Source organism: Deferrisoma palaeochoriense, assembly GCF_054656955.1.
Genome location: NZ_BAAHXI010000011.1, coordinates 47,183 through 70,541, shown reverse-complemented (window position 1 = coordinate 70,541; position 23,359 = coordinate 47,183). Strand labels below are relative to the sequence as shown.

The window sequence follows — 23,359 nt, the reverse complement described above, 5'->3', positions numbered from 1 at the left end:
TTTTCGTTGGTCTTAGTAGCCCCCAGAGCGGTTCCCGCGTTTCGCTCCTTTCGTTTCCTCCTGGCGAGCCCACCGCGACCCCAACCGAAAGCGGGACACTCGTGTCCCACCCCTCTCCGTACGCCCCGAAAGCGGGACATTTATGTCCCGGATGCGCGCACGCCTGGGACACGGCGTGTCCCGATGTAGAACGGGAATTGATTCGCATCTCGTAGCCGATCGCTTGATTCACGCAAAGCCACGATGGGGCGCCTTCCGAAGCAGGCGGCATGGAAATTGAAACACCGTATCGCCCAGGTTGGCCGGCCCCTCACCACGAAAGGAGGAGTACGCATGCGCAGATCGATCACGGCTCTCGGCACCCTTTTGGCCCTTTTCCTGTGGGCCGCGCCGGGCGGGGCGGTTCTCATCGACCCCTACGACAACATCATCGCGCCCGACGGCTACTACGGTCTCGTGTACCTGAACTACTACCACGCGGACGAACTGGCCGGACCGGACGGGGACAAAGCGGCCGACATCGACCTGACGGCCACCGTGGCGGTGGTACGGCCCCTCGCCTACTTCCACGTGGGGCCGGTGGCGGCCGCGTTCCAGGTCATCGTGCCCTTCGGAAAGGTGGAGGAGAGCGACCTGCTGGATGAGGATTCTTCGGGGCTCGGGGACATCATCTTCGGACCGGGGATCTTCCTCTATACCAACGAGACCACCAACACCTACGTCTCGTACTGGTTCTATGCGTTCGCGCCAACGGGGGAGTGGGACAAGGACCAGACGATCAATCTGGGCCAGAACCACTGGTACTTCGAGCACCAGCTCGCGTTCAACCAGCTTCTGGGGAAGTGGGTGTTCGACATGAACCTGAACTACTACCACCACACCGAGGAACCGGACAACGACTGGAAGGCCCCGCCGCGGTTCGAGCTCGAGCTCAGTCTGGCCTACCAGTTGACGGACAAGCTCGTGCTCGGGGTGAACGGTGGCGGGTACTGGGACCTGGACAACGGCGAAGCGGACGGCACCGAGGTGGACGACACCAAGGCCAAGCGCGTCCAGTTCGGCCCGACCCTCGGGTACCAGGTCACCGAGCGTTTCGGCGCGAACCTGCGCTGGACCCACGACCTCTCGGCGGCCAACGACACCAAGGGCGATGATGTTTGGCTGCGGTTTTCCTACGCGTTCTGAGGGCCGTGTCACGGCGAGAAAGGAGAAGGGGACATGAGCGTACGACGAACATGGGTGGCGCTGGCGGCGGCCGCGTGCATCTGCGCCGGGGCGGGGCCGGCGGGCGCGTTCTCCCGGGACTCCCTGGTCTGGGAAAAGTGCACGGAGTGTCACGAACCGCGGGGCGGCACGATCCCGCGGGTGGAGGAGATCCGAACCACCCCCGAGGAGTGGGCGGTGATCGTGGACCGGATGCACCGCCTCCACGGGATGGACCTGTCGGCCGGGCAGATGGACCGGCTCCTCAAGGAGCTCTGTGACACCCAGATCCTGCGGCCCGCGGAAGAGGCCCAGGTCGCGTATCTCAGGCTGTTCAACAACACGCAGCACCAGGAGGCGCCCAACGGTAAGGAAGAGGAACGGCTCTTCGCGACCTGCGTGCGGTGCCACAGCTTCGGGAAGATTGCCTCCTATCGGATGACCAAGGAGAGTTGGGCGAAGCTCCGCGATTTCCACCTCTATGTGGATCCCGCCATCATGTTCCAGATGCGCGAGATGCACTGGATCCAGGAGGCCGACGCCGTGCTGGCCTATCTGGCGGAGCGGTTTCCGTACGGCGAGGCGTGGAAGGCGCCCAAGGCGGACCTCTCGGGGGAGTGGGTCGTCCTGGGCTACGAGCCGGGCAAGGGCCCCTACCGCGGCACGGCCCGATGGGAGAGCAAGGGCGGGGGCGACGCTGCGGTCTCGGGGACGCTCTGGTACTCAGACGGCACGTCCGAGGCGTTCCGGGGCACGGGAACCCTGTACGGCGGGTACGCGCTGCGTACCCAGACGCGCCACAACGGGTTTGAAACCCGGGGGGCCTTCACTCTCGACGGGGACCGGATCCAAGGGGAGCATCACTACCCCGCCCCGGATTTCCGGACCTCCACGAGCACCTGGTACCGAAACGACGGCAAGGCCCGGGTGCTCCGGGTGACGCCGGGGTACCTGCTCCCGGACGAGGAAACCCGGGTGGTGCTCGAAGGGATGAATCTGCCCGAGGTGACGGCCCGCGACGTGATGTTCGGACCGGACGTCGAGGTGCTTGCGGCGCGGCGCCTGGATCCGGGGGCCATTGAGGCCGTGGTGGTAAGCCACCGGACGACCCTGGGGTCGGCCGAGGTGAAGGTGAAAGGGCTCGACGGAGGCTCGGTGACGCTGGCGCCCCGGGTGGACTACATCGCGGTCACCCCGGCGGTGGGGCGGGCCCGGTTGGACGGCGGGCCGTATTACCCGCCCGAAGGCGTCCAGTTCGAGGCCGTCGCCTACTCGAACGGTCGCAACGTGTGGGACGCCTCCGACGATGTGGCCCTTGGGCCGGTGCCGGCCCGCTTTCGCCTCGAGGAGGAAGTGACGCGGCCCGGCGACGACGACCTGGCGTGGGTGGGCGCCATCGAACCGGACGGCACCTATCTGCCCACCGGGGATTACCGGCCGATCCCAGCCCGCGAGTACTCCGGCGAGGGCTCGGGCTGGGTGAAGGTGGTGGCCGAGTACGCCCGGGGCGGCCGGGAGTACCGGGCCGAGGCCCGGCTCGCGGTGACCGTTCCCGATTTCGTCCGGAGGATCAAGTGAACCACGCCTACGTCTGGTCCGATCACCGGCTGTTCCCCAGTGAGGGGGGGCTCGTTCTGTTCGGGGTCGAGGACGTGAGCCTTTTCCACCTGGAACAGGAGGTCGCCGGGGTTCTGGCTCGGTGGCGGCCCGTGGAACCCCTGGTGCCCGAGCAGGTTCCGGAACCGGATCGGCCGGTGATCGAGGCGTTCCGGCAGGCGCGGCTCCTGGTGCCCGTGCGACCCCGGACCCGGACGCCGCGGCCTCGGCCGGAGCCCTTTCTTTCCACCTTGGTCCTCGAGGTGGCCCAGGACTGCAACCTCGCCTGCCGGTACTGCTACGCCGAAGGGGGAACCTACCGCGGTTCGCCGCGGCTCCTCCGGCCCGAACTCGCCCGGCGGGCCGCCCGGTATCTGGTGGAGGAGTCCGGGCCCCACCAGGAGGTGACCCTCGTGCTCTTCGGAGGGGAGCCCCTGATGAACTTTCCGGCGGTGAGGACTGCGGTGGAGGAGGCGGAACAAGCCGGACGGGCGGCCGGAAAGACCGTCCGGTTCAGCCTCACCACCAACGCCACCCTCGTCACGGACGAGGTCGCCGAGTTCCTCGGCGCCCACCGGGCCAGCGTGTCTGTGAGCCTCGACGGCCCCCCGGACCTCCACGACGCCAACCGGCCCACCCGGGCGGGAGCCGGGTCGTACGCCGCGGCCCGGCGCGGCCTGGAGCGCCTCCTGCGCTCTGCCCGGGCGCCCGTGGCGGCCCGGGTGACCCTGCCGCCCTCCCAGTGGGGGCGGGTCGGGGAGGTGTTCGACCACCTGATCGGGCTCGGCGTCCACGAGGTGGGGATCGCCCCGGCCAGTCCGGTGACCCGGGCGTTCCTGCCCACGGAGGAACAGGAGGACCGGCTGCTCCAGGAGTTCGGCGTGCTGGCGGACCGGTTCCTCGGGAAGCTCGACCGGGGCGAGGTGCTCCCGTTCTCGAACCTCCTGGATCTCCTCGCCCGCCTCCATGTGGGTGCTTCCCGCTCCGTGCCGTGCGGGGCCGGCCTGGGCTACCTGGCCCTCGACACCGAGGGGCGGTTCTATCTGTGCCACCGGCTGGTGGGCGAGGAACCGTTCCGGGTGGGAGACCTGGGCTCCGGCCCCCAAACGGAGCGGGTTCGGGAGTGCCTGGAGGCCATGGCCGCCCCCAGGTCGGAGGCATGCTCGCGCTGCTGGGCCCGGGCCCTGTGCCGCGGGGGGTGCCACTACGAAAACCACCTCCGGGAGGCCGTTCTCGGCCTGCCGCCGGGAGGCACCTGCCGGTTCGTGCGCCGGTGGATCGAGCTCGGAATCGGGGTCTACGCGAGGTTGATCACGTCGGGCCGCGAGGATCTCCTCGGGCGCATCGGGATCCGGGCGCGCTGCTGAAACGCCTTGAAACGCCCACGCCGCCCCTGCGGGCGGCCAAGGAGACGAAAGGAGTGCGGGATGAAGGACAAAAAGTCGGTCTTGAAAGCGCTCAACGAAAAGGCCAAGGCCATCGAGGCACTGGCCGAGGGGGAGAAGGCCACGGCGCGGGCCCTCCAGGAGGGGCCCCCGGGCATGCCCGCCGGGTGCACCACGGTGTTCGACACCGGGTGGGAGACGAACCCGAGGCCCACCTACCCGATCGGTAACTGCCAATCGTCCGCTCGGGATTTCCACGGGTGCGCCGGCGACTGCTGGTGGCCCGCGCAGGTGCCCGACGGGCTCACGAACCATCCGGACTTCGACAAGCAGTGCCCCAACGTGGCCCGCGACTGGCGCAAGCTCCAGTACGATTGAGCCAAGCGTTGTGGTCTCGGAACGGTTTGTTTCATCTCGAAAAGGAGAGATGTCATGAGATGGGTAGCGGTCTCGGCCATGTTCGTCTTGGCGACCGGGGTGTGGGCGAACCCCGCTCCGGCGAAGGATTTCTTCTACTACCTCGGCTACGGTGTGATCCAGGTCATCGACGGCGACACCGATGAGATCGTGGCCGACATCCCGGCCGAGGGATGGCTGCGGGAATCTGCGCTTTCTCCGGACAAAACCTACCTTTATGTCACGGCCAAGCGCCGCCTGATCCACAAGGTGGACCTGAAGGCGAACAAGGTCGTCCAGACCTTGGACGTAAGCGGGGACGGGTGGGACCGGTTCATCTACGGGTTCGACGTGGCCCCCGATGGGAAGACGGCCTACGCGTCGATCCGCGCCCGGACCACGAAGGGGGGGGAGGTGGTCGTGGCTCCGCCCCAGCTCTCCCAGATCGACCTGGCCACGGGCAAGGTGCTCCGGACCCTGGAGTTGCCCTGGGACGCCGCCACCCTCACCACGGTGCGCGACGGCCGCATGGTGTACGTGATCGGGAAGGATCTCTACAAGATCGACGTCTCGGGGGACGAGATGAAGCTCGTGGAGACCTACCCGATGTACGAAAAGCAGATGAACTTCCTCCCGTTCTGGAACTACGCGTGGGAGAACGGGGGGGTGTTCATGGCCAACTACTACACCCCGGAACTCATGGGGCTCCTGGCGATCGACAAGAAGACCGGGGAGATCCGGGATACGCCGCTCAAGGGCATCCCCGTGTTCGCCTACTCGGTGATCTACTCCCCCGACAAGAAGAAGGCTTACGGGGTGATGGACGAACTCAACGTGATCGATCTCGAAACCAACACCTACGAGTCCATCACGGTGAACCACGAGGGCACCTGCTACGGGATCAACGTGTCGAGCGACGGCAGCAAAGTGTACATCGGAGCCGGCGGGTCCACGCTCACGGTGTACGACGCGAAAACCCTGCGGCCCCTCAAGGTGCTCCAGATGGCCTCCGACGGCATGGACATCCGGCGGGTGACCTTCTGAAGACCCAACCCGTGGGACCCCGTCCTTCTCCTCCGGGGCGGGGTCCCCCTCCGGGGTTTCACCCGGGGGGCGTTCGGCCCCGGAGAGAACCTGCCCAGCCCCGGACGCGGGGAAAGGAAGATTCTTTGGAGTACGCGTTGCGCGTGGACCGGCCCGAGGCCGTGCCAGAAGACCCCCAGATTTCGGACGACCCCGAATGGGCCGGCAGGCTGCCCGGGGGCCGGTGGGCCGCCCTCTATTTCGGCGCCGAGTTCTGCGAGCAGGCCCTGCCCGGGCCGCGCGAGGCCGAGGAACTCTACCGGGCCGCCTCAGCCCGGGGGCTCGAACCCGTGCTTCTCACCCCCGTGGTGACGGCCGGCGGCCTTCGGGCGGTGGAAGACCTGCTCCGAACCCTGGAGGCGCGGGGCCTTCGCCCCGCCGTGGTGTTCAACGACTGGGGGGTGTTTCGGCTGCTGCGGCGGCGGTTCCCGGAGCACCCCGCCCGGGCCGGCCGGCTGTTCAACCGGGGACTCCGGGATCCCCGGGCGTCCCCCGGCGCGAGCCGGGGCACCGGGAGCGCGAGGCTTCGGCGGTTCCTGGCCCGGGAGGGGGTGGGCGCCCTGGAGACCGACGTGGACCTCGGAGGGGAATATCTGGGCCAGGGGGGGGACGGCCTCGGCCGAGCCGTGCACCTGCCCTTCGCCTTCGTCACGAGCGGCCGGAACTGCCTCCTGAAGGGGGAGGCCCTCGGCCGGGGCGAACTGTCCCGGTGCCTGGGAGCCCCCTGCCCCCGGCCCTGCCGGGGGGGGCCGCGCAGGGTCGTTCGGGGGGACACCACCCAGGCCCTGTGGAGGGCCGGGAACACCGTGTTCCAACGGGTTTCCCCCGAGGGGGCCCGAGCCTACCTCGCCCGGGCCGACCGGGTCGTGATCCACCCGAGGCCGATGCCATGAAGATCCTCGCCCCCGTGCGCGACCCGGAAGAGGTGCCCTGGCTGTGCGAGGCGGGGGCCGACGAGTTCTACTGCGGCCTCACCCCGGCGTTTTGGGCCGGGCGGTACGGGGGGGACTGGGTCCACCGGCGGGATCCCCGGGCCGCCGGCCTCAGGGACGAGGCGGCCCTGGCCGAGGTCGTCCGCAGGGCCGGACACCGGCCGGTGTTCGTCACGCTGAACGCGCCCCACTACCCGGAGGAGGCGGTGGCCCCGTTGGTGGGGTTCGGCCGGCACCTCCTGGAGCACGTGGGCGTCGCCGGCCTCATCGTGGCCGAGATCGAGCTGCTCCTGGCCCTCGTGGGGGAAGGCCTCGGTTCCCGCGTGCACGTCTCCAGCCTGGCCACCTGCACGAACCCGGGTGCCGCTGCGTTCTACCGCGACCTGGGGGTGGCCCGGGTCGTGCTGCCCCGGCACCTGACCCTGGATGAGATCGGGGAGATCGCCGCGGCCGGGGTGGACCTGGAGGTGTTCGTCCTAAACGACGGGTGCGTGTTCGAGGAGGGCCTGTGCGCCACCACCCACCGCCTGGGGCCGTTCTGCCTGGCGGACGGGCCGGGGACCGAGGGGGTGGGGCCGGGCGCGTTGGAGGCGTACGAGTTCTGGAAGTGGACCCTCAACAACTGCGGGTGCCGGACGAACCGGGGATACCCCCTGGGACCTTGTGGCCTGTGCGCCCTCCCCCGGTTCCGGGCGATCGGGATCGGGAGCCTCAAGGTGGTGGGGCGCGAGGCCTCCCTTCCCCGAAAGCGCGCCTCGGTGGAACTGGCGGCGCTGGCCGTTCGCCTGGCCGACGCCGGCGCCGGGCCTACCGAGATCCGGGAGGCGGTGGTGGCCCGCCGCGGCGGGCGGAGCCTCTGCGACGGCGCCCACCTGTGCTACTACCCCCAGGTCTGGGCCCCGGCGGGGGCGGAGGCGGCGGCGTGTTGAGGGCTCTGGCCCCGTTTTGGGGACACCTTCGGGGAAAGGCCGGGTCCCTGGCCCTCCTGTTTCTCCTGGGCCTTTTGGGTTCCGGGATCTCGCTCTCCACCCCGCTGGTGGGAAAGGCCTTCGTGGACGCGGTGGCCGAGCGCCGGGACTTCTCGGTGGTGCCCTGGGTGGCGGCGGCCCTGGCCGGACTGGCCGTCCTGGACCTCGCCCTGGGGCTCGCCCTTCGCCTGGTGCACGCCCAGGTGTCGGCCCGGGTGCTGGTGGAGATCCGGCAGCGGCTGTTCGACCGGTGCCTCGACGGCCCCCTGGAGCACCTGGAGCGGTTCCGGCACGGGGACCTGATGTCCCGGTTCGGGGGCGATGTTCCCCAGATCCAGGCCCTCCTCGTGGACGGGCTCCTGGGCGGGGTCCGGAACCTCCTGTTCCTGGCCGTGGCGGCGGGAATCCTGGTGCGGCTCCAGCCGGCCCTGGCCGCGTGGAGTTTCGCCGGGGTGGCCGTGGCCCTCGGGGCCGCCGCGGCGTTCCGGGGGCCGGTGGAAGCCATGGCCCGGGGCATCCGGCAGGCCATGGCGGACCTGTCCCATTTCCTCTCCGAGCGCCTGTCGGGGCTTCGGGTGGTGCGGTTCCACGCCACCCAACCGGAGGAGCGGGCCGAGTTCGACCGGCTGAACCGGGTACTGGTGGGCCGGGTGTTGCGGTTCCAGGGGGTGGACGCGGCCGCCGCGGGGGTGCCGGGCCTGGTGCTCACGTGGAGCCTGGCGTGGATCTATCTGCTGGGGGGCCGGCTCCTGGAGGCCGGGGACATCGGCCTGGGGACGTTCGTGGCGTTCGTCCTTTACCAGGGCAGGCTGTACGGCCCGGCCCAGGGGCTCCTGGGGCTGGTGCGAACTCTCCAGGAGGCCCGGGTCAGCCTGAGCCGCGTGGCGGAGGTGCTGGACCGGGACGAAGGGCCCCGAGCCAGTGCCCGGAAGCCCGGGGAGGCCGAGATCCGGTTCGAGGACGTGTGGTTCTCGTACCCGGGCAAGGCGCCCGTGCTCCGGGGTCTCCATCTCCGGGTGGCGGCCGGGGAGAAGGTGGCCGTGTTTGGGGGATCCGGGGCCGGGAAATCCACCCTGGTGCAACTGGCCTTCGGGCTCCGGCGCCCGACGCGGGGTCGGGTGGAGGTGGGGGGGGTGAACCCCTGGGACCTTTCTTCGGAGGACCTCCGCCGGTTCCTCGGGTACGCCGGCGCCGAGCCGTTTCTCCTCCACGCGACCGTGGAGGAGAACCTGCGCTACGGGAACCCCGGCGTGTCCGACGAGGCCGTGCTGGCCGCCGCCCGGCTCGCCCTGGCCCACGAGTTCATCCTGTCTTTGCCCGAGGGCTACCGGACGGTGATCGGGGGCCGGGGCCTCGCCCTTTCCGACGGCCAGCGGCAGCGCATCGGGTTGGCGCGCCTGATCCTGCGGGCCCCCCGGGTGTTCGTGCTGGACGAGGCGTTTTGCGCCCTGGATCCGGCCACCGAGGCGCGAATCGTGGAAAACCTCTGGCGCTCGTTTCCCGACCGCGCCTTCCTGGTCATCGCCCACCGTTGGTCCGGGTCCCGGGCCTTCGACCGGCGGTTGGTCCTCCGGGACGGAACCCTCTGGCCCGCCGAGCTGGGCTGCCCGGCGGCCGGACGCGCTCCCTGACCCCTTCCGATCGAGGAGGTGATCCATGGCCCGCATTCTTCGCATCGATCTCACGAACCGGCGGTCTTCCTGGCAGGACCTGCCGGACGCGTACCGGGGCCTCGGGGGCCGGGGCCTCACCTCGGCCGTGGTGGCCGCCGAGGTACCGGCCGACGCAGACCCCCTGGGCCCCGAAAACCGGCTCGTGCTGGCGCCCGGTCTCCTGGCCGGGACGGCGGTGCCCAACAACGGCCGGCTCTCGGTGGGGGCCAAGAGCCCCCTCACGGGCACCATAAAGGAGTCCAACGCGGGCGGCGCGCTGGCCCAGAAACTGGCGCGCCTGGGGGTGGCCGCCGTGGTGCTCGAGGGCGCCGCGTCGTCCCCCACGGTGGTCGCGATCCGCGCCGGGGGGGTGGAGTTCGGGCCCGCCGGGGATCTCTGGGGCCGGGGGGCGTACGAGACGGCCGGGCGCCTTGGGGAGCGCTTCCCCGGGTGCGCCTTCGCCCTCGTGGGGCCCGCCGGGGAGAAGGGGTGCCGGGCCTCCGCCGTCTGCGTCACGACGCCGGACGGGTTCTTGCGCACGGCGGCCCGCGGGGGCCTCGGCGCGGTGTTGGGGACCAAGGGGGTGAAGGCCATAGTGGTGGACGACGCCGGGGGGCCCGGGGTCTCGCCGGCCGAGCCCGAGCGGTTCCGGGCGGCAGCAAAGGCCTTGGCCGAGGGCATCGCGGCCCACCCCATGGTGGGCGGACTCCAGGCCCTGGGAACCTCCATGCTCGTGGGGTTGATCAACGAACTCGGGGGGTTGCCCACCCGTAACTACTCGTCCGGCCGGTTCGAAGGCGCCGGCCGGATCGCGGGGGAAGCCCTGGCCGGGATCATGGGGCGCCGGCCGAACGCCAGCACCCGGCACCGGTGCATGGCCGGGTGCGTGATCCACTGCTCCCAGGTGTACACGGCCGAGGACGGCGAGGTCATCACCTCGGGGTTCGAGTACGAGACCCTGGGCATGGTGGGGAGCAACTGCGCCATCGACGACCCGGACGCCATCGCCCGCATCGACCGGGCCTGCGACGACCTGGGGCTCGACACCATGGAGATCGGGGCGGCGGCCGCGGTGGCCATGGAGGCCGGGGCCCTGGCGTGGGGGGACGGCGCGGCCCTGCTGGAGGCCCTGAGGTCCATCCCCGAGGACGGCCGGCTGGGCCTGCTCCTGGCCGCCGGCAGCGTGGCCACCGGCCGGGAACTCGGGGTCTCCCGGGTGCCCGCCGTAAAGGGGCAGGCCATGGCCGCCTACGACCCCCGGTGCCTCAAGGGGACCGGAGTCACCTACGCCACGAGCCCGATGGGGGCCGACCACACCGCGGGCAACGTGCTCCCGAGCCCGGCGAACCCGGACTACGATCCGTCGAAGCCGGAAGGCCAGTGGCAGGTGTCCGAGTTCGTGCAGTGCTATTTCGCGGCCGTGGACACCCTGGGCCTTTGCCTGTTCGCGTCGCTTCCCGTGGTGGAGAGCGAAGACCTCCAGGCCGCCCTGGCCGAGGCCGTGGTCGCCAGATGGGGCCGGGACCTCCCGGGGAGCTCCCTGATCGGGCTCGGCCGCCGGGTGTGCCTGACCGAGAAGGAGTTCAACCGTCGGGCCGGGTTCGGGCCGGAAGACGACCGCCTCCCCGGGTTTTTCGCCCGGGAACCGCTGCCGCCCCACGGGTACCTCTGGGACGTTGCCGACGACGACCTGGACCGGGTGTTTTCGGGGTGACCGGGATCCCATGAGTCCGGCGACGCGGGTGGGGGTGGTGGACACCGGCGTGAACCCTTGGCACTCCCATGTGCGGGGCCCCGTGGCCGGGTGCCGGATCTTCGCGGACGGGAGGGGCCGGGTCCGGGAGGACGGGGAGTTCTTCGACCCGGTGGGCCACGGCACGGCGGTGGCCGGGGTGCTCCGCCGGGAACTTCCCCTGGCAGAGATCTACGCCGTGCGGGTGTTCGGGGAAGGCCTGACCACCTACCCGTCGCTGGTGGCCCGGGGGATCCTCCGGGCCGCGGCCGAGGGGTGTTCGGTGATCAATCTGAGCCTGGCCGTGCCCCCCGGGCCGGGGGCTGGCCTGATCGCCGACGCGTGCGCCGAGGTACGCCGGGCCGGGTGCCTCGTGGTGGCCGCCGGGGATCCCGGGGGGCGCCCCGTCCTCCCGGCCGCCCTGCCCGGCGTGATCGGGGTGTTGGCCGACGAGGAGCTGGCCGACGGCGAGGTGAGGGTGGCGGGGGAAGGGCCTTACCCGTTTCGCGCCCCGGGCCGTCCCCGGGACCTGGCGGGGTTGCCCCGGGAGCGAAACCTCCTGGGCTGCTCGTTTGCGTGCGCCCGGGTCGCGGCCCGGGCGGCGCGGGATCGCGAGTGGGCCGAAAAGGCCCTTGACCGGGCCGGCCGATCTGAGTATAAAAGCCGCCTCACGGGCGATTAGCTCAGCGGGAGAGCACTGGCCTCACATGCCAGGGGTCGCAGGTTCAATCCCTGCATCGCCCACCACGCCTTGGCAGGGGATCCGGACACCGTACCGGGTCCCCTTTTTCTTGTCCGGGAGGCCGGGGTCGCGGGTTATGGACGGGACCGCACCAGGCGCCGGCCGACCCGGAGGCTCTTGGGGAGCCAGGCCTCCAGGACCTCCCGCCGCTCCTCGGCCGACAGGAGCCCCCCGTCGGGCCGTTGCCGCACCCGCCGGGTCACGCTGTAGAGGCTCACCGCCACGGCCACCGATACGTTGAAGCTCTGCACGAACCCGTACATCGGGATCATGTAGGCCCCGTCGCACAGGGCCCGGGCCTCGGGGCTCACCCCCTCCTTTTCGTTTCCGAACACGAGCGCCACGGGGTCGTCCACCGGGATCTCCTCGAGGGGGATGGCCCCCGGGTCCAGCATGGCGGCGTAGAGCCGGAAGCCGCGGCGTTTGAGTTCCTCGGCGCAGTCGGCGAACCGGTCGTGGCGGTGGATCGAGAGCCATTTGTGGGCCCCCAGGGTGATCCGCCGGCTGGGTACCGTGTTCTCCCGGGTGTCCACCACGTGGAGGTGCTGGACGCCCAGCCCCTCGCAGGTGCGCATGACCGCGCTCAGGTTGTGGGGGTGGTGGAGGTTCTCGATCACGACCCGCACGGCCCCCAGGCGCTGGTGGAGGGCCCGCTCCATCTTGGCCCACCGCTCGGGCCTGAGGGCGTTGCGGATCCAGTCCAACGATGCGCTCTGATCCATGGGGCCTCCGTGGTTTGCGATGGGATGGTCGAGGATAGCAGACCCGCCGCCCCAGGTGCACCCGGACCCTGGTCCGGGACTGGAACGTGTGTTACCAATACTTCGGTCGTCGGTCGCCGGTCTCGCGGTCGTCGGTCCGGTGGTCCAGACGGCCCCGGCCCACCGTGTGGCCGAGGCGGTAGTTGTTGTTCCTGCGAACAGGCCGCGCTTCGCGGCCTACCGGAGTTTCCAAAGCGAATCAGGCGTGGTGAGGGCACGGCGAGGTAGGGGGCCGCACCCGGTTTTCCACCAGCCCCCCACCCGCTGGTATCCGTAGCAACGACTGGGATCCGACCATACTTCCGTGGGTGTTAATACCTAGGCTGCCAAAGCACCTTTCTCCTGGGGGATGGGAATGACCCCGAGCCGAGACCTGGCCTGCCCCGAAGCCTGCGAGATCCTACGGGGTGCCCGGAGGGAGATCGAGGAGGAGTACGCCCGCCGCCTGAAGGGCGTGGGGCCGCGGTACGCCGATCGGCCGATCGAGGAGCTGCGCGCAACCACGGCCGGCGCGGTGGCGGCGTACCTCGCGGTGCTCTGCGACGGCGATTGGGAGCCGATGGAGCGGTTCGTCCGGGAGATCGGGGAGCGGCGGTTCGCGTTGGGGTTTCCCATGTCGGAGGTGCAACGGGCGTTTGCCCTGTTCCGGGAGCTCTGCCACCCCCGGCTCACGGAGCGCCTCGAGGGGCCGGTGCTGGACCGGGCCCTCGACCGCCTCGACCGCGTGGTGGACGAGGCCATCCACCGGTTCAGCGACGCCTACCAGGAGCTCCATCTCGAGGAGATCCGTCGGAAAACCGAGGAGTTGGCCGACGCCCACCGGAAACTCCAGGAGCAGTACCGGGAGGTGGCCGAGGCGGCCCGGATCAAGAGCCAGTTCTTCGCCAACATGAGCCACGAGCTCCGAAGCCCCCTGAACTCGGTGATCGGGTACGCGGATCTCCTCCTGGACGGGATCGACGGCCCGGTGACCGAGGCCCAGCGGGCCGACCTGGAGAAGATCCGGTCCGGGGCCCGGTATCTCCTGAAGCTGATCAACAATATCCTCGACATGACCCGGATCGAGGCCGGCCGGATGGAGGTGGAGATCCGGCCGTTCGAACTGGAGCGGGTGCTGCGGGAGGCCGCGGACACGGTGGCACCGCTCGCGTACCGCAAGGGCCTGGATCTCCGGGTCGAGGTGGAGCCCGGCCTCGGGCCGGTGCGGTCCGACGAGGAGAAGGTGAAGCAGGTGGCCATCAACCTGCTCGCCAACGCCGTCAAGTTCACCGAGCGGGGATCCATCGTCTGCCGTGCCCGGCGCGAGGGCGGCGGGGTCCGGGTCGAGGTCGAGGACACCGGCGCGGGGGTGGCCCCTGAGGACCGGGACCGGATTTTCACCAAGTTCTACCAGGCCGACGCCTCCCACGGCCGGGGGCACCGGGGCACGGGGCTCGGGCTTCCGCTCAGCCGGATGCTCGTGGAGCTCCTGGGCGGGCGCATGGGGCTCGAGAGCGAGGTGGGGAGGGGAAGCCTGTTCTGGTTCTGGATCCCGGACGGGGTGGAAGGCCGGGAGGCCGAGGCGCGCGCCAAGCCGCTGGTCTTGGTGGTGGAGGACGACCCGGCGGCCCAGGAACTTCTCAGGCGGTTCCTGGAGACGGGCGACTACGAGGTCATCGCCGCGGACGACGGGGCCGAGGGGCTGGAGCTCGCCCGAGAGAAGGGCCCAGACGCCATCACGCTCGATCTCCTGATGCCCCGGGTGGACGGGTGGGAGCTCCTCCGGCGGCTCAAAGCCGACCCAGCCACCCGGGAGATCCCGGTGGTGGTGGTGACCTGCATGGACCGCCAGGACCAAGCCCTGCGCGAGGGGGCGGCGGCTCTTCTGGTGAAGCCGGTGGAGCGGGCGGAGTTGCTCGACGCGGTGGGCCGGGCGCTGGGCCGGGAGGGATGAGGATGGGCGCGCGTCGGTTCGGGCCCGAGGAACTCCAGGAGGTCCGGCGGGCCGTGGGGTTGGCCCAGGATCTCACAGGGCAGCACTTCGGGCTTCCCGACGACTGGTTCGAGCGCACGAGCCACGAGGTGTGCACGGCCCGGGACCTCCGGCCGTTCGAGTTCCTCGGCCCCGGGGTGCTGGCCCAGATCCGGCGGGTCCACCGCCTCCGGCCCGTGCCGGCCGGGCCGTGCCCCGCCCTTTGCCCCCACTACCGGATCTGCCTGCAGGACCACAACCTCCTCGACCGGCTCCGGCGGGAGCCCGGGGCCCGCCTCGGGGATCTGCTGGTGGCCGTTTTGACCCACGAGTACGTGCACCTGGTGCGGTTCTGCCGGTTCGAGTGCCCCTACCGGCCCCTACGGGACGAGGCCTGGTGGCGCGAGGAGCACGAGGTGAACCGGGTCACCCGGAGGGTCCTTCGGGCCGGGCCGGCATCGCTCCGGGAGGCCGCGGAACGGTTGATGCCCGGGCCGGTTTAGAGAAACCCGGCGCCAAGAGAGGCGCGCAAAGAGGTCGCGGGGGCATGGGGCCTGCTTCCGGCCGTGCGCGAGTGCGGCACCCTTTTCGCCGCGCCTTTCCATGCCGTTGTCGGCTCTGCAGGCCGGGGCGGCGGTAGCGGCCGTTCCGGAGCTTCCAAAGCGATTCAGGCGCTGTGAGGGCGCGGCGAGGTAAGGGGCCGCACCCGGCTCTCCACCAGCCCCCCACCCGCGGGTTTCCGTAGCAACGACGGGGATCTGACCATGCTTCCGTTGGTGTTGGTAACCCGTTCCCAAACTCACCAGGGTTGGATCTCGGCGTGGATCCGCCGGAACTCCTCGTGGACGCTGCGAAACACCCGCAGCAGCTCGGGGTCGAAGTGGGCCTCGGGCCGGGTGCGGCCGTCGCCGCGTTCGAAGACCTCCATGGCCTCCTCGTGGGAGAGGGCCGGCTTGTAGGGCCGGGCCGACCGCAGGGCGTCGTACACGTCCACGATCTTCACGAGCCGCGCCTCCCGGGGGATCTCCTCCCCCCGAAGCCCCCGGGGGTATCCCGAGCCGTCCCAGTTCTCATGGTGGGCGCCGGCGATGCGCCGCGCCGTGGCGAGCCGGGGCGAGGTCCCGATGATCTTCTCCCCGTGGAGGGTGTGCTCGCGCATCAGGGCGGTCTCGGCCTCGGTGAGCGGGCCGGGTTTCCGGAGGAGTTCCCGGGGAGTGTGGATCTTTCCGACGTCGTGGAGCTGGGAGGAGTAGGCGAGCACCCGGGCCTCGGCGTCGGTGTATCCGGCGGCCCGGGCCAGCACCTCGCAGTACCGGCTCACCCGCACGATGTGGTCGCCGGTGACCTCGTCGTTCACCTCGCTCGCCCGGGCCAGGGCCCCGATCAGGTACACGAAGGCTTCCTCCACCTGGGCCACCCGGGAGGCCAGGGTCCACACCGCGCCCAGGGTCACGGCGAGGGCGGCGAGTACCTGGGCCTCGTACCGGGTGGCCCGGTCGGGGTAGTTGAAGGCGATGATCGCGCCGGGCCGGTCCCCGGCCACCCGGTAGCTCACGAAGTTGCGGATCGGTTCCCCGATGGCCTCGCGGACCTCCGGGTGGAACCGACTCTGATATGCCTCGAGGTCGCCGCCGTCCTCCTTCCAGTTCGACACGGTGACGTCCCCGGATCCCACCGAGAACGCGTGGGACTCGTCGGCCCGAAACCGGATCGGGTCCCGGGCCGGCCGGAATCCCTCGGGGGTCGAGCGGTAGAGCACCCCCTCGAACTCCTCGCCCCGGGCGTGCACCAGGAACACGTGGGACGGAGCCCGGGTGCCTTGACCGGGTTCGCCGAGGGTCATCTCGTTCAGGGCCCGCAGCACCAGGGCGTCGGGATCGGGCACCGAGGGGCAGTCTTGGCAGAGCTCGGCCAGGGCCTCGTCGGTGACCCGCAAGAGGTCGAGCGTCTGGCGAAACGCCATGTGACACAGATCTCGGCCGCGCCGGGGCACATGGATCAAACGGGCGCGGTGGGGCATGGGATTGTCCCTCCTGTCGCTAGAAAGCTAGGGATCTGGAAGGCCAGAATGCCGGGGACCGCTCGGGGTCCGGCTCCGGAGACGGGCCCTTGACCGTCCGGCGGCCGGGCCCCATCCTACCGGTGATCCGAAGGAGCGCAAACCGATGAGACTCCTGCTTCACACCTGCTGCGGCCCGTGCACCATCGTGCCCCTGCGGCGGTTGCGCGCCGAGGGCACCGAGGTCATGGGCGTGTACGCGAACCCCAACATCCAGCCCTACACCGAATGGGTCCGGCGGAAGGAAGCATTGGAGACCCTGGCCGAGGCCGAGGGGCTCCGGCTCCTTCCCCCTGGGGAGTACGACGTGGTGTCCTGGCTCCGGCAGGTGGCGTTCCGGGAAGCCGAGCGCTGCCGGATCTGCTACCACCTGCGGCTCCGGCAGACGGCCCATCTGGCAAAGCGGGGGCGGTTCGACGGGTTCACGACCACGCTGCTCTACAGCAAGTTCCAAAAGCACGATCTCATCGCCGAGGTGGCCGGGGCGGTCGCCAGCGAAACCGGGGTGCGGTTCGTGTACCGGGACTGGCGGGAGGGGTGGAAGGAGGGGGTGGAGGCCTCGAAGGCCATGGGACTGTACCGGCAGTCGTACTGCGGGTGCATCTACAGCGAGCAGGAGCGGTACCGCCCGAAGCGCTCGGGAGGTGAGCCATGACCGATCTGGCGAAGATGCTGATCCTGATGGGGCTTCTTCTCGCGTGCCTCGGCGTTCTTCTTCTCCTCGTGGGGAAGGTCCCGTGGATCGGGCGGCTCCCCGGCGACATCGTGGTGGAGCGGCCGGGGTTTCGGTTCTACTTCCCCCTCGGGACCTCGATCCTCCTTTCGGTGGTGTTGTCCCTGGTGCTGTGGCTCCTCAGCCGGCGGTGACCCCCTTGACACCTGTGCGGGCGTGGTTATTCAAACCATCGCGCCGGCGGGGCACGCCGGCCACAGTCCAAATCCCAGCGTGAGGAGGTGTAGCCATGCGTGGGACGAGCCTGATTCCGAGGGAAGAGGTGTTCGAGCCCATCCGTGCGCTCACCCAGGAAGTGGACCGCATGTTCCACAGCGTGCTGGGGGACTGGGCTGAACGGGTGCCCGCCCGGTTCCGGTTCGACTGGGGTGAGTGGCAGTTCTCGCCCCGGATCGACGTGATGGACCGGGGGAACCTCTACGAGCTCAGGGCCGAGGTGCCCGGGTTCAGCCGCGAGGACCTTCAGGTGGACGTGACGGAGAATGCGGTCACGCTGAAGGGCGAGCGCAAGGAGGAGGAGCTCAAGGAAGGCGAGAGCTACCTGTACCGCGAGACCCGGGCCGGGAGCTTCGAGCGGGTGATCCGGCTGCCCGAGGAGATCCGGGTGGACGGCGTCACCGCGAAGCTCAAGGACGGCGTGCTCACCATGACCCTGCCGAAGGTGCGCGAGGAGCACCGCCGGAAGGTCGAGGTGATCACCGAATAACCCGGCCCAGGGGGCTCACGGAAGAGGGGACCTATGCGGGTCCCCTTTTTCTATGCCCGAGAGTCGGGGCCGCCGTAGTGTTCCACGAGTCGGTTCTTTTGCACCTTCCCCATGGCGTTGCGGGGAAGCTCTTCGGCGAGGAACACCTGCTTGGGGCACTTGTAGCCGGCGAGTCTCGCTTTGCACAGGGCGATGAGTTCCTCCGGCGCCGGTGGGGGGACGTCCGGCTTCGGGACCACCACGGCGATCACCCGCTCCCCGAACTCCTCGTCGGGCACCCCCACCACGGCGCACTCTCGCACGGCCGGGTGGGTCTCGAGCACGAGTTCCACCTCTTTGGGGTACACGTTGTACCCGCCGGTGATGATGAGTTCCTTGGCCCGTCCCTTGAGGTACAGCCGCCCCCCGTCCCCGGGGTCCTGGTAGCCCAGGTCGCCCGAGCGAAGCCATCCGTCCACCAGAGTTTCCCGGGTCTTCTCGGGCATCCGCCAGTAGCCCTTGAACACGTTGGGCCCCTGGACCCAGACCTCCCCGATCTGGCCCGGGGCCACGTCGCGACCCTGGTCGTCGCAGACCCGGATCGCGACGCTCGGCAGCGGGTAGCCGACGCTCCCCGGGATCCGGCGTTCGGGCTCGTAGGGGTTCGAGGCGATCATGCCGGCCTCGGTCATCCCGTAGCGCTCCAGGATCCGGTGGCCGGTGGCCGCCTCGAACCGGCGGAACAGGTTCTCGGAGAGGGGGGCCGAGCCCGAGATGAACACCCGCATGGTCGAGAGGTCGGGCTTGCGGGTCCGGCGGTCCCATTCGGCCATGAGCCTCTGGTAGATGGTGGGGACGGCCATGAGCACCGTGCAGCCGTCGGCCTCGATGGCCTCCCAGGCGCGGGCCGGGTCGAACCGCTCGTGCATCACCATGGTCGCGCCGGCGTGGAGGGCGCCCTGGGCGGCCACCATGAGGCCGTGGACGTGGAACAGCGGAAGCACGTGCAAGAGCACGTCGCTCTCGCTCCACCGCCAGATCTCGTGGAGGTCGAGGAGGTTCGACACGAGATTCCGGTGGGTGATCATGGCGCCCTTCGACCGGCCCGTCGTCCCCGAGGTGTAGCAGATCACCGCCACGTCGTCGTCACCCGCGGGGTACCCCGGCCGAAACGACCCGGGCACCCGGCCGAGCGCCGCGGGAAGGGGTTGGGCCCACGAGGATCCCTCTGGGTCCACGCAAACCGGCTTCGTCCCGGGCAGATCCCGGAGCACCGCTTCTGCACGAAGCAGGCGTTCCGGATCGGACACGAAAAGAGCGCTCTCCGAGTCCCGGAGAAAGTAATCGACCTCCTCGGGTTTGTAGTCCGCGTTGAGGGGCAGGGTGATCGCGCCCAGGGAGAGGACGCCGAGATGGAGGTAGAGGAAGTCGAGCCGTTTGGGCAGTTGTAGGGCCACCCGATCCCCCGGCCGGACCCCAAGGTCGGCGAGCGCGCCGGCGTGGAGTCGCACGGCCTCCCAGAACTGCCCGTAGGTCACGGGCCGCCCCTCGAACCGCACGGCGGTCTTCTCCGGATCCCGCGCGCCCACGTCGGCCAAGAGTTTTGCGAGGTTCATGAACGGTTGCCTCCCGGCATCAGCCGATCATCTGGTTGGGCAGCCAGAGCGCCAGTTGCGGAAACGCCGCCACGAGCCCGATGACGACGAGTTCGATGATCACGAACGGTAGCACGCCCCAGAGCACCTGCGACAGCGGCACGTCGGGGGCGATGCCCTTAACGATGTAGAGGTTGAGGCCCACGGGCGGGGTTACCAGCCCAATCTCCAGGTTGACGGTCATGATCACGGCGAACCACACGGGGTCCCAACCGAGCCCCTCCACGACCGGGAGGAGCATGGGGGCCACCATGAGGATCACCGCGGCCGGGGGGATGAAGAACCCGAGGATCAAAAGAAGCACGTTGATCAGGACGAAAATGCCCCATTTCCCCAGCGGCAGCCCCAGGAGCATCTCGGCCAGGGACTGGGTGACGTAGAGGTACGAGCACACCCAACTGAACACCAGGGCCGCGGCCATGATCATCAGGATCATGGAGCTATCGTTCAGGGCCTTGAGCAGGATGTCCCGCCATTCGGTCCAGCCTCGAATCCGGTAGAGCACGGCCACGGTGAGGCAGGAAAGCACCGCCCCGACCCCGGCCGCCTCGCTCGGGGTGGCCCAGCCCCCGTACAGGGAGCCCATGATGCCGAAAATGATGAAAAGAAACGGGAGCACCCGGGGGAGGTATTCGATCTTCTCCCGGAGGGTGAAGTGCTCCTCCTCCCCGGAGCCCTTGGGCTTTCGGGCGACGAACCGGAAGTAGAACCCCACCCAGACGCAGCTCAGGACCACCTCCAGGAGGCCCGGTACGATGCCGGCGATGAAGCATTTTCCGATGGAGGTCTCGGTGGCCACCCCGTACAGGATCATGGTGATGCTGGGCGGGATCAGGATGCCGAAGGTTCCGGCGTGGGCAATGAGCCCGCAGGCGAGGCTGGCCGGATATCCCCTGCGGCGCATCTCGGGAATCCCGATGCCCCCGATGGCTGCGGCTGTGGCCGGGCTCGAGCCGCACAGGGCGGCGAAGATGCCCGAGGCGATCATGGTGCTGATCCCAAGTCCTCCGGGTAGCTTGTGCATCCAGCGGTGCAGGGCCTCGTAGAGATCGCGGCTGGCCCGGGACGCGGCGATGGGGGCGCTCAGCAGGATGAACAGGGGGATGGCAAGGAGCGCGAAGCTGTCCATGCTGTCGTGGAACACGTGGGGCAGGGTGGTGAGGAGGTGGGGTTCGAGGAGCACCACGCAGGCCACCGACACCGCGGCGAGTCCGGCCCAGATGGGAATCCCCGAAAGGAGGACGACCAGCGCCCCGCCGAACACGAGAAGCCCGAGGACCCGCTCATCCATGGCCATCCCCTCCGGGAATCTCGATCTCCTTGAGTTCGGCCCGGGCCACCTCCCGGGTGTACTCCCCCCGACGAAATGCCCGGATCCTCCGGCCCAGGGTCACCAGGTGCTGGAGAAAGAGGAGCGTCATGCCGGCCGGAAGGAAAAGGTACGGGATCCACAGGGGCGGACCCCAAAGGGATTCACTGTGGTCGTTTCGCACCCAGGCCTCCCACCACATGGGCCAGGCGTACCAGGCGATCAGGGCGCACAGGGCGGCGCCCAGCGCCGCCGCGCCGATCAGCACGAGTTCCCGGGTTCGGGGGGGGAGGTACACGATGAGGAGGTCCACATTGAGATGGCCCTCCCGGCTCTGGGTGTACGCGGATCCCACGAAGCAAGCGTACATCAGGAGAAACACCGCCATCTCGATCTGCCAGACGGTGGACCATCCGAGCACCTTCCGGATGATCACACCCTCGGTCACGATGAAGGCCGCGGCCAGGAGGGCGGCCGCCCCGATCCACCCCGTGACCCGGCTGAGCCCCTCGATGGCCCGTTCGACCCGGCCCCACATCCCTGAGGCATAGTCCATGGCGCGCCTCCGACCCGGAGTGGGGGAGCCCGCCAGGGCGGGCTCCCCCAGCACCGTCTACTCCATGGCTTCCAGGGCAAGTTTCAGGAGTTCGGCCCCGCCCGGCACATCGGTTTCATAGCTCTTCCAGGCGGTCTTTTTGGCGAACGCCAGCCACTCGTCGAACTCCGCCTTGGTCATGAAGTGCACCTCGGCGCCGGCGGCCTTGAACTTTTCGGCCAGCACGTCCTTGGCCTTGGAAAACTCGGGCAGCACCCAGTCCTTCTCCATTTCGAGCGCCACCTCCTGGAACACCTTTTGTTGCTCGGGGCTCAGCCGGTTCCAGGTTTTCAGCGACATAATGAGGGGTTCCGCCATGAACCAGATGGCGTAGTCGCGGGGCGCGTTCATGTATTTGAGCTGCTCGTAGAGTCGGTACGACACGAACGAGGCCGACGAAGTGAGGCAGGCGTTCAGCACCCCGGTCGAGAGCGCGTGGTAGAGTTCGGACGAGGGCATGCTGGTGATGGAGGCGCCGGCCTCCCGGAGCATGTACTCGAACTTCTTGCCGGCGGCGCGCATCTTGAGCCCCTTCACGTCGGCTGGCACCCGGACCTGTCGCACGGTGCTCCCGATCCCGCCGTCCAGCCACGCCCAGATCAGCAGCTTGATCCCGTTCTCCTCCAGGAGTTTCTCGATGCGCTTGCCGATGGGTTTGTGGCGCCAACTCATGGCCTGTTCCATGCTGGTGACGGCACAGGGCATCAGGGTGATGGAGAGTTGCGGCACCTTGCCGGAGGCGTAGTCGAGCGGAAACACGCTCATGTCCAGCGCGCCGTCTCGCATGGCGTCCCACTGGGCCTTGGGCTTGTAGAGGGACTTCGCGGGGTACACCCGGATGTCCACCCCGCCGCCGAGCCTCTCGTTCACCCGCTCGGCGAACACCCGCACAAGCCGGTCCCGTACGTCGCCCTCGGCGAACTGGTGCGACACCTTGAGCCGGAGCTTGGCATGGGATGGGAGTGCCCCTAAGGCGAGAAGACCGAGAACACACACCACCGCCACGATCCGACCGTTCCAACGTGCCCTTGTCATGGTGAACCTCCTTTCGCCGTGCGCGCGGCTCGAAACGAGGGGATGCGGTTAGCCCGGATCGGGTCCCGTGTCTGCCCGGGGGGCGTCCCGTTCAAAGAGGCTGACGAGGGCCTCGCACTGGTTGAGGAGGTGTTCGCGCATGGCCGCCTCGGCCGCGAGCCCGTCACGGGCCTCGAGGGCCTCCATCAGGCGGCGGTGTTCCTCGATGGACTCTCGGAACCGCGAGGGTTGGTACAGCTGGCGGTACCGGTAGAGGAACAGCTTGTGCCGGAGGCCTCGCAGCACGGTGTCGAGGGTGCGGTTGCCGGAAAGTTCCTGGAGCAGCGTGTGGAAGGCGTGGTTCGTCTGGATGTAGCCCTCGTGGTCCCGACGGGCGAAATGCCTCTCCAGGCCGTCGTGGAGCTTTCGGAGCCGTCGGAGGTCGGCGTCGGAAGCCCGTTCGCAGGCCCACCGGGCGCAAGTGCCCTCCAACACCGCCATGGCCTCGAACATGTCGCGCACCTCGGCCATCGTGGGTTGGCTCACGTAGGCGCCCCGGTTGGGCACGAGCCGGACGAGCCCCTCCGTGCTCAACACCCGGAGCGCCTCCCGGAGCGGGGTGCGGCTCACCCCCAAGCGGCCGCAGAGTTCCGTTTCCACGAGCCGCTGCCCCACCTGGAGTTCGCCCTTCCGGATCATCTCGCGGATCCGCCGGGCGACCTCCTCGTGGAGCGCGCGCACCGAGATCGGGTCCATGGGGCCTCCTGGAGAATGCATACTGTATACAATCAGGGTCCGGATTCGTCAAGAAAGCAAAATCATGTTTGTGGGAAAAAAGGGGCCCGAAACGCCCGTCGTTGGTCTCGTGCTGGGGAAGGGGGGCTTTGTGGAATATGCGAAAAGAAAAA

The 23,359-nt window shown here is 69.4% G+C and carries 22 protein-coding genes and 1 tRNA gene; 16 read left to right on the top strand and 7 right to left on the bottom strand.

Annotated features, from left to right (window positions below):
- The first annotated feature begins 333 nt into the window (after window positions 1-333).
- The 11 genes from ACYQ8L_RS05055 to ACYQ8L_RS05005 all read left to right on the top strand — a co-directional run bounded on the left by ACYQ8L_RS05055 (window position 334) and on the right by ACYQ8L_RS05005 (window position 11,694).
- Window positions 334-1,185: a SphA family protein gene (locus ACYQ8L_RS05055; RefSeq protein ID WP_459940683.1), complete on the top strand. Its 852-nt coding sequence runs from the start codon at window positions 334-336 to the stop codon at window positions 1,183-1,185.
- Window positions 1,186-1,218: 33 nt separating this feature from the next.
- Window positions 1,219-2,781: a quinohemoprotein amine dehydrogenase subunit alpha gene (peaA, locus tag ACYQ8L_RS05050; RefSeq protein ID WP_459940682.1), complete on the top strand. Its 1,563-nt coding sequence runs from the start codon at window positions 1,219-1,221 to the stop codon at window positions 2,779-2,781.
- The gene (locus tag ACYQ8L_RS05045) at window positions 2,778-4,166 is read left to right on the top strand and encodes a radical SAM protein (protein ID WP_459940681.1); all 1,389 of its coding nucleotides are present in this window, start codon (window positions 2,778-2,780) and stop codon (window positions 4,164-4,166) included. The genes peaA and ACYQ8L_RS05045 overlap by 4 nt, the downstream gene beginning before the upstream one ends.
- Window positions 4,167-4,226: 60 nt before the next feature.
- On the top strand, window positions 4,227-4,562 hold the full coding sequence (gene qhpC, locus ACYQ8L_RS05040; RefSeq protein WP_459940680.1) for a quinohemoprotein amine dehydrogenase subunit gamma: 336 nt from the start codon (window positions 4,227-4,229) through the stop codon (window positions 4,560-4,562).
- Window positions 4,563-4,616: 54 nt separating this feature from the next.
- On the top strand, window positions 4,617-5,624 hold the full coding sequence (locus ACYQ8L_RS05035; RefSeq protein WP_459940679.1) for a hypothetical protein: 1,008 nt from the start codon (window positions 4,617-4,619) through the stop codon (window positions 5,622-5,624).
- Between the two features lie 125 nt (window positions 5,625-5,749).
- Window positions 5,750-6,556 carry a hypothetical protein gene (locus ACYQ8L_RS05030; RefSeq protein WP_459940678.1) on the top strand — a complete coding sequence of 269 codons (807 nt, stop codon included), beginning with the start codon at window positions 5,750-5,752 and terminating at the stop codon, window positions 6,554-6,556.
- Window positions 6,553-7,524: a peptidase U32 family protein gene (locus ACYQ8L_RS05025; RefSeq protein ID WP_459940677.1), complete on the top strand. Its 972-nt coding sequence runs from the start codon at window positions 6,553-6,555 to the stop codon at window positions 7,522-7,524. Before ACYQ8L_RS05030 ends, ACYQ8L_RS05025 begins: the two co-directional genes overlap by 4 nt.
- Window positions 7,518-9,194 (top strand): ABC transporter ATP-binding protein, encoded by a 1,677-nt coding sequence (locus ACYQ8L_RS05020; protein ID WP_459940676.1) that lies wholly within the window; start codon window positions 7,518-7,520, stop codon window positions 9,192-9,194. Before ACYQ8L_RS05025 ends, ACYQ8L_RS05020 begins: the two co-directional genes overlap by 7 nt.
- A gap of 25 nt (window positions 9,195-9,219) precedes the next feature.
- On the top strand, window positions 9,220-10,929 hold the full coding sequence (locus ACYQ8L_RS05015; protein ID WP_459940675.1) for an aldehyde ferredoxin oxidoreductase C-terminal domain-containing protein: 1,710 nt from the start codon (window positions 9,220-9,222) through the stop codon (window positions 10,927-10,929).
- Between the two features lie 10 nt (window positions 10,930-10,939).
- A complete protein-coding gene (locus tag ACYQ8L_RS05010; RefSeq protein WP_459940674.1) occupies window positions 10,940-11,629 on the top strand; it encodes a S8 family peptidase in 690 nt (229 codons plus the stop codon).
- Window positions 11,620-11,694, top strand: a tRNA-Val gene (locus ACYQ8L_RS05005). Before ACYQ8L_RS05010 ends, ACYQ8L_RS05005 begins: the two co-directional genes overlap by 10 nt.
- Before the next feature lie 69 nt (window positions 11,695-11,763).
- Here ACYQ8L_RS05005 and ACYQ8L_RS05000 read toward each other — a convergent pair.
- The gene (locus ACYQ8L_RS05000) at window positions 11,764-12,411 is read right to left on the bottom strand and encodes a TrmH family RNA methyltransferase (RefSeq protein ID WP_459940673.1); all 648 of its coding nucleotides are present in this window, start codon (window positions 12,409-12,411) and stop codon (window positions 11,764-11,766) included.
- Between the two features lie 394 nt (window positions 12,412-12,805).
- Between ACYQ8L_RS05000 and ACYQ8L_RS04995 the strand changes: the two genes are divergently transcribed.
- A complete protein-coding gene (locus ACYQ8L_RS04995; protein WP_459940672.1) occupies window positions 12,806-14,383 on the top strand; it encodes a hybrid sensor histidine kinase/response regulator in 1,578 nt (525 codons plus the stop codon).
- A 2-nt stretch (window positions 14,384-14,385) separates the two neighbouring features.
- The gene (locus ACYQ8L_RS04990; RefSeq protein ID WP_459940671.1) at window positions 14,386-14,904 is read left to right on the top strand and encodes a hypothetical protein; all 519 of its coding nucleotides are present in this window, start codon (window positions 14,386-14,388) and stop codon (window positions 14,902-14,904) included.
- A gap of 296 nt (window positions 14,905-15,200) precedes the next feature.
- On the opposite strand, the gene ACYQ8L_RS04985 is transcribed toward ACYQ8L_RS04990, so the two are convergent.
- Window positions 15,201-16,421 (bottom strand): HD-GYP domain-containing protein, encoded by a 1,221-nt coding sequence (locus ACYQ8L_RS04985; protein ID WP_459940670.1) that lies wholly within the window; start codon window positions 16,419-16,421, stop codon window positions 15,201-15,203.
- Window positions 16,422-16,566: 145 nt separating this feature from the next.
- Here ACYQ8L_RS04985 and ACYQ8L_RS04980 point away from each other — a divergent pair, with 145 nt between their 5' ends.
- The 3 genes from ACYQ8L_RS04980 (at window position 16,567) to ACYQ8L_RS04970 (ending at window position 17,899) form a co-directional block, all read left to right on the top strand.
- A complete protein-coding gene (locus tag ACYQ8L_RS04980) occupies window positions 16,567-17,115 on the top strand; it encodes an epoxyqueuosine reductase QueH (RefSeq protein WP_459940669.1) in 549 nt (182 codons plus the stop codon).
- Window positions 17,112-17,327: a DUF2905 domain-containing protein gene (locus tag ACYQ8L_RS04975; protein WP_459940668.1), complete on the top strand. Its 216-nt coding sequence runs from the start codon at window positions 17,112-17,114 to the stop codon at window positions 17,325-17,327. Before ACYQ8L_RS04980 ends, ACYQ8L_RS04975 begins: the two co-directional genes overlap by 4 nt.
- Before the next feature lie 95 nt (window positions 17,328-17,422).
- On the top strand, window positions 17,423-17,899 hold the full coding sequence (locus ACYQ8L_RS04970; RefSeq protein WP_459940667.1) for an Hsp20/alpha crystallin family protein: 477 nt from the start codon (window positions 17,423-17,425) through the stop codon (window positions 17,897-17,899).
- A 50-nt stretch (window positions 17,900-17,949) separates the two neighbouring features.
- Here the strand turns inward: ACYQ8L_RS04970 and ACYQ8L_RS04965 are convergent, their stop codons facing one another.
- The 5 genes from ACYQ8L_RS04965 to ACYQ8L_RS04945 are packed head-to-tail and all read right to left on the bottom strand — an operon-like array spanning window position 17,950 to window position 23,207.
- Window positions 17,950-19,494, bottom strand: a complete 1,545-nt coding sequence (locus ACYQ8L_RS04965) for an AMP-binding protein (RefSeq protein WP_459940666.1) — start codon at window positions 19,492-19,494, stop codon at window positions 17,950-17,952.
- A gap of 19 nt (window positions 19,495-19,513) precedes the next feature.
- Window positions 19,514-20,824, bottom strand: coding sequence for a TRAP transporter large permease (locus ACYQ8L_RS04960; RefSeq protein WP_459940665.1), 1,311 nt, complete (start codon window positions 20,822-20,824; stop codon window positions 19,514-19,516).
- A complete protein-coding gene (locus ACYQ8L_RS04955; protein WP_459940664.1) occupies window positions 20,817-21,398 on the bottom strand; it encodes a TRAP transporter small permease subunit in 582 nt (193 codons plus the stop codon). Before ACYQ8L_RS04955 ends, ACYQ8L_RS04960 begins: the two co-directional genes overlap by 8 nt.
- Before the next feature lie 57 nt (window positions 21,399-21,455).
- Complete coding sequence (gene dctP, locus ACYQ8L_RS04950) at window positions 21,456-22,472, bottom strand: TRAP transporter substrate-binding protein DctP (protein WP_459940663.1); 1,017 nt, start codon at window positions 22,470-22,472, stop codon at window positions 21,456-21,458.
- A gap of 48 nt (window positions 22,473-22,520) precedes the next feature.
- Complete coding sequence (locus tag ACYQ8L_RS04945; RefSeq protein ID WP_459940662.1) at window positions 22,521-23,207, bottom strand: GntR family transcriptional regulator; 687 nt, start codon at window positions 23,205-23,207, stop codon at window positions 22,521-22,523.
- Window positions 23,208-23,359: the final 152 nt, after the last annotated feature.

Bases quoted from the DNA above. Each gene is read 5' to 3' on its own strand.
- ACYQ8L_RS05000 (WP_459940673.1), bottom strand. From the start codon at position 12,411: ATGGATCAGAGCGCATCGTTGGACTGGATCCGCAACGCCCTCAGGCCC.
- ACYQ8L_RS04945 (WP_459940662.1), bottom strand. From the start codon at position 23,207: ATGGACCCGATCTCGGTGCGCGCGCTCCACGAGGAGGTCGCCCGGCGG.
- ACYQ8L_RS05055 (WP_459940683.1), top strand. From the start codon at position 334: ATGCGCAGATCGATCACGGCTCTCGGCACCCTTTTGGCCCTTTTCCTG.
- dctP (WP_459940663.1), bottom strand. From the start codon at position 22,472: ATGACAAGGGCACGTTGGAACGGTCGGATCGTGGCGGTGGTGTGTGTT.
- ACYQ8L_RS05035 (WP_459940679.1), top strand. From the start codon at position 4,617: ATGAGATGGGTAGCGGTCTCGGCCATGTTCGTCTTGGCGACCGGGGTG.
- ACYQ8L_RS04965 (WP_459940666.1), bottom strand. From the start codon at position 19,494: ATGAACCTCGCAAAACTCTTGGCCGACGTGGGCGCGCGGGATCCGGAG.
- qhpC (WP_459940680.1), top strand. From the start codon at position 4,227: ATGAAGGACAAAAAGTCGGTCTTGAAAGCGCTCAACGAAAAGGCCAAG.
- ACYQ8L_RS04980 (WP_459940669.1), top strand. From the start codon at position 16,567: ATGAGACTCCTGCTTCACACCTGCTGCGGCCCGTGCACCATCGTGCCC.
- ACYQ8L_RS04990 (WP_459940671.1), top strand. From the start codon at position 14,386: ATGGGCGCGCGTCGGTTCGGGCCCGAGGAACTCCAGGAGGTCCGGCGG.
- ACYQ8L_RS04960 (WP_459940665.1), bottom strand. From the start codon at position 20,824: ATGGATGAGCGGGTCCTCGGGCTTCTCGTGTTCGGCGGGGCGCTGGTC.
- ACYQ8L_RS05010 (WP_459940674.1), top strand. From the start codon at position 10,940: ATGAGTCCGGCGACGCGGGTGGGGGTGGTGGACACCGGCGTGAACCCT.
- ACYQ8L_RS04985 (WP_459940670.1), bottom strand. From the start codon at position 16,421: ATGCCCCACCGCGCCCGTTTGATCCATGTGCCCCGGCGCGGCCGAGAT.
- ACYQ8L_RS04970 (WP_459940667.1), top strand. From the start codon at position 17,423: ATGCGTGGGACGAGCCTGATTCCGAGGGAAGAGGTGTTCGAGCCCATC.
- ACYQ8L_RS05015 (WP_459940675.1), top strand. From the start codon at position 9,220: ATGGCCCGCATTCTTCGCATCGATCTCACGAACCGGCGGTCTTCCTGG.
- peaA (WP_459940682.1), top strand. From the start codon at position 1,219: ATGAGCGTACGACGAACATGGGTGGCGCTGGCGGCGGCCGCGTGCATC.
- ACYQ8L_RS05025 (WP_459940677.1), top strand. From the start codon at position 6,553: ATGAAGATCCTCGCCCCCGTGCGCGACCCGGAAGAGGTGCCCTGGCTG.
- ACYQ8L_RS04975 (WP_459940668.1), top strand. From the start codon at position 17,112: ATGACCGATCTGGCGAAGATGCTGATCCTGATGGGGCTTCTTCTCGCG.
- ACYQ8L_RS04995 (WP_459940672.1), top strand. From the start codon at position 12,806: ATGACCCCGAGCCGAGACCTGGCCTGCCCCGAAGCCTGCGAGATCCTA.
- ACYQ8L_RS04955 (WP_459940664.1), bottom strand. From the start codon at position 21,398: ATGGACTATGCCTCAGGGATGTGGGGCCGGGTCGAACGGGCCATCGAG.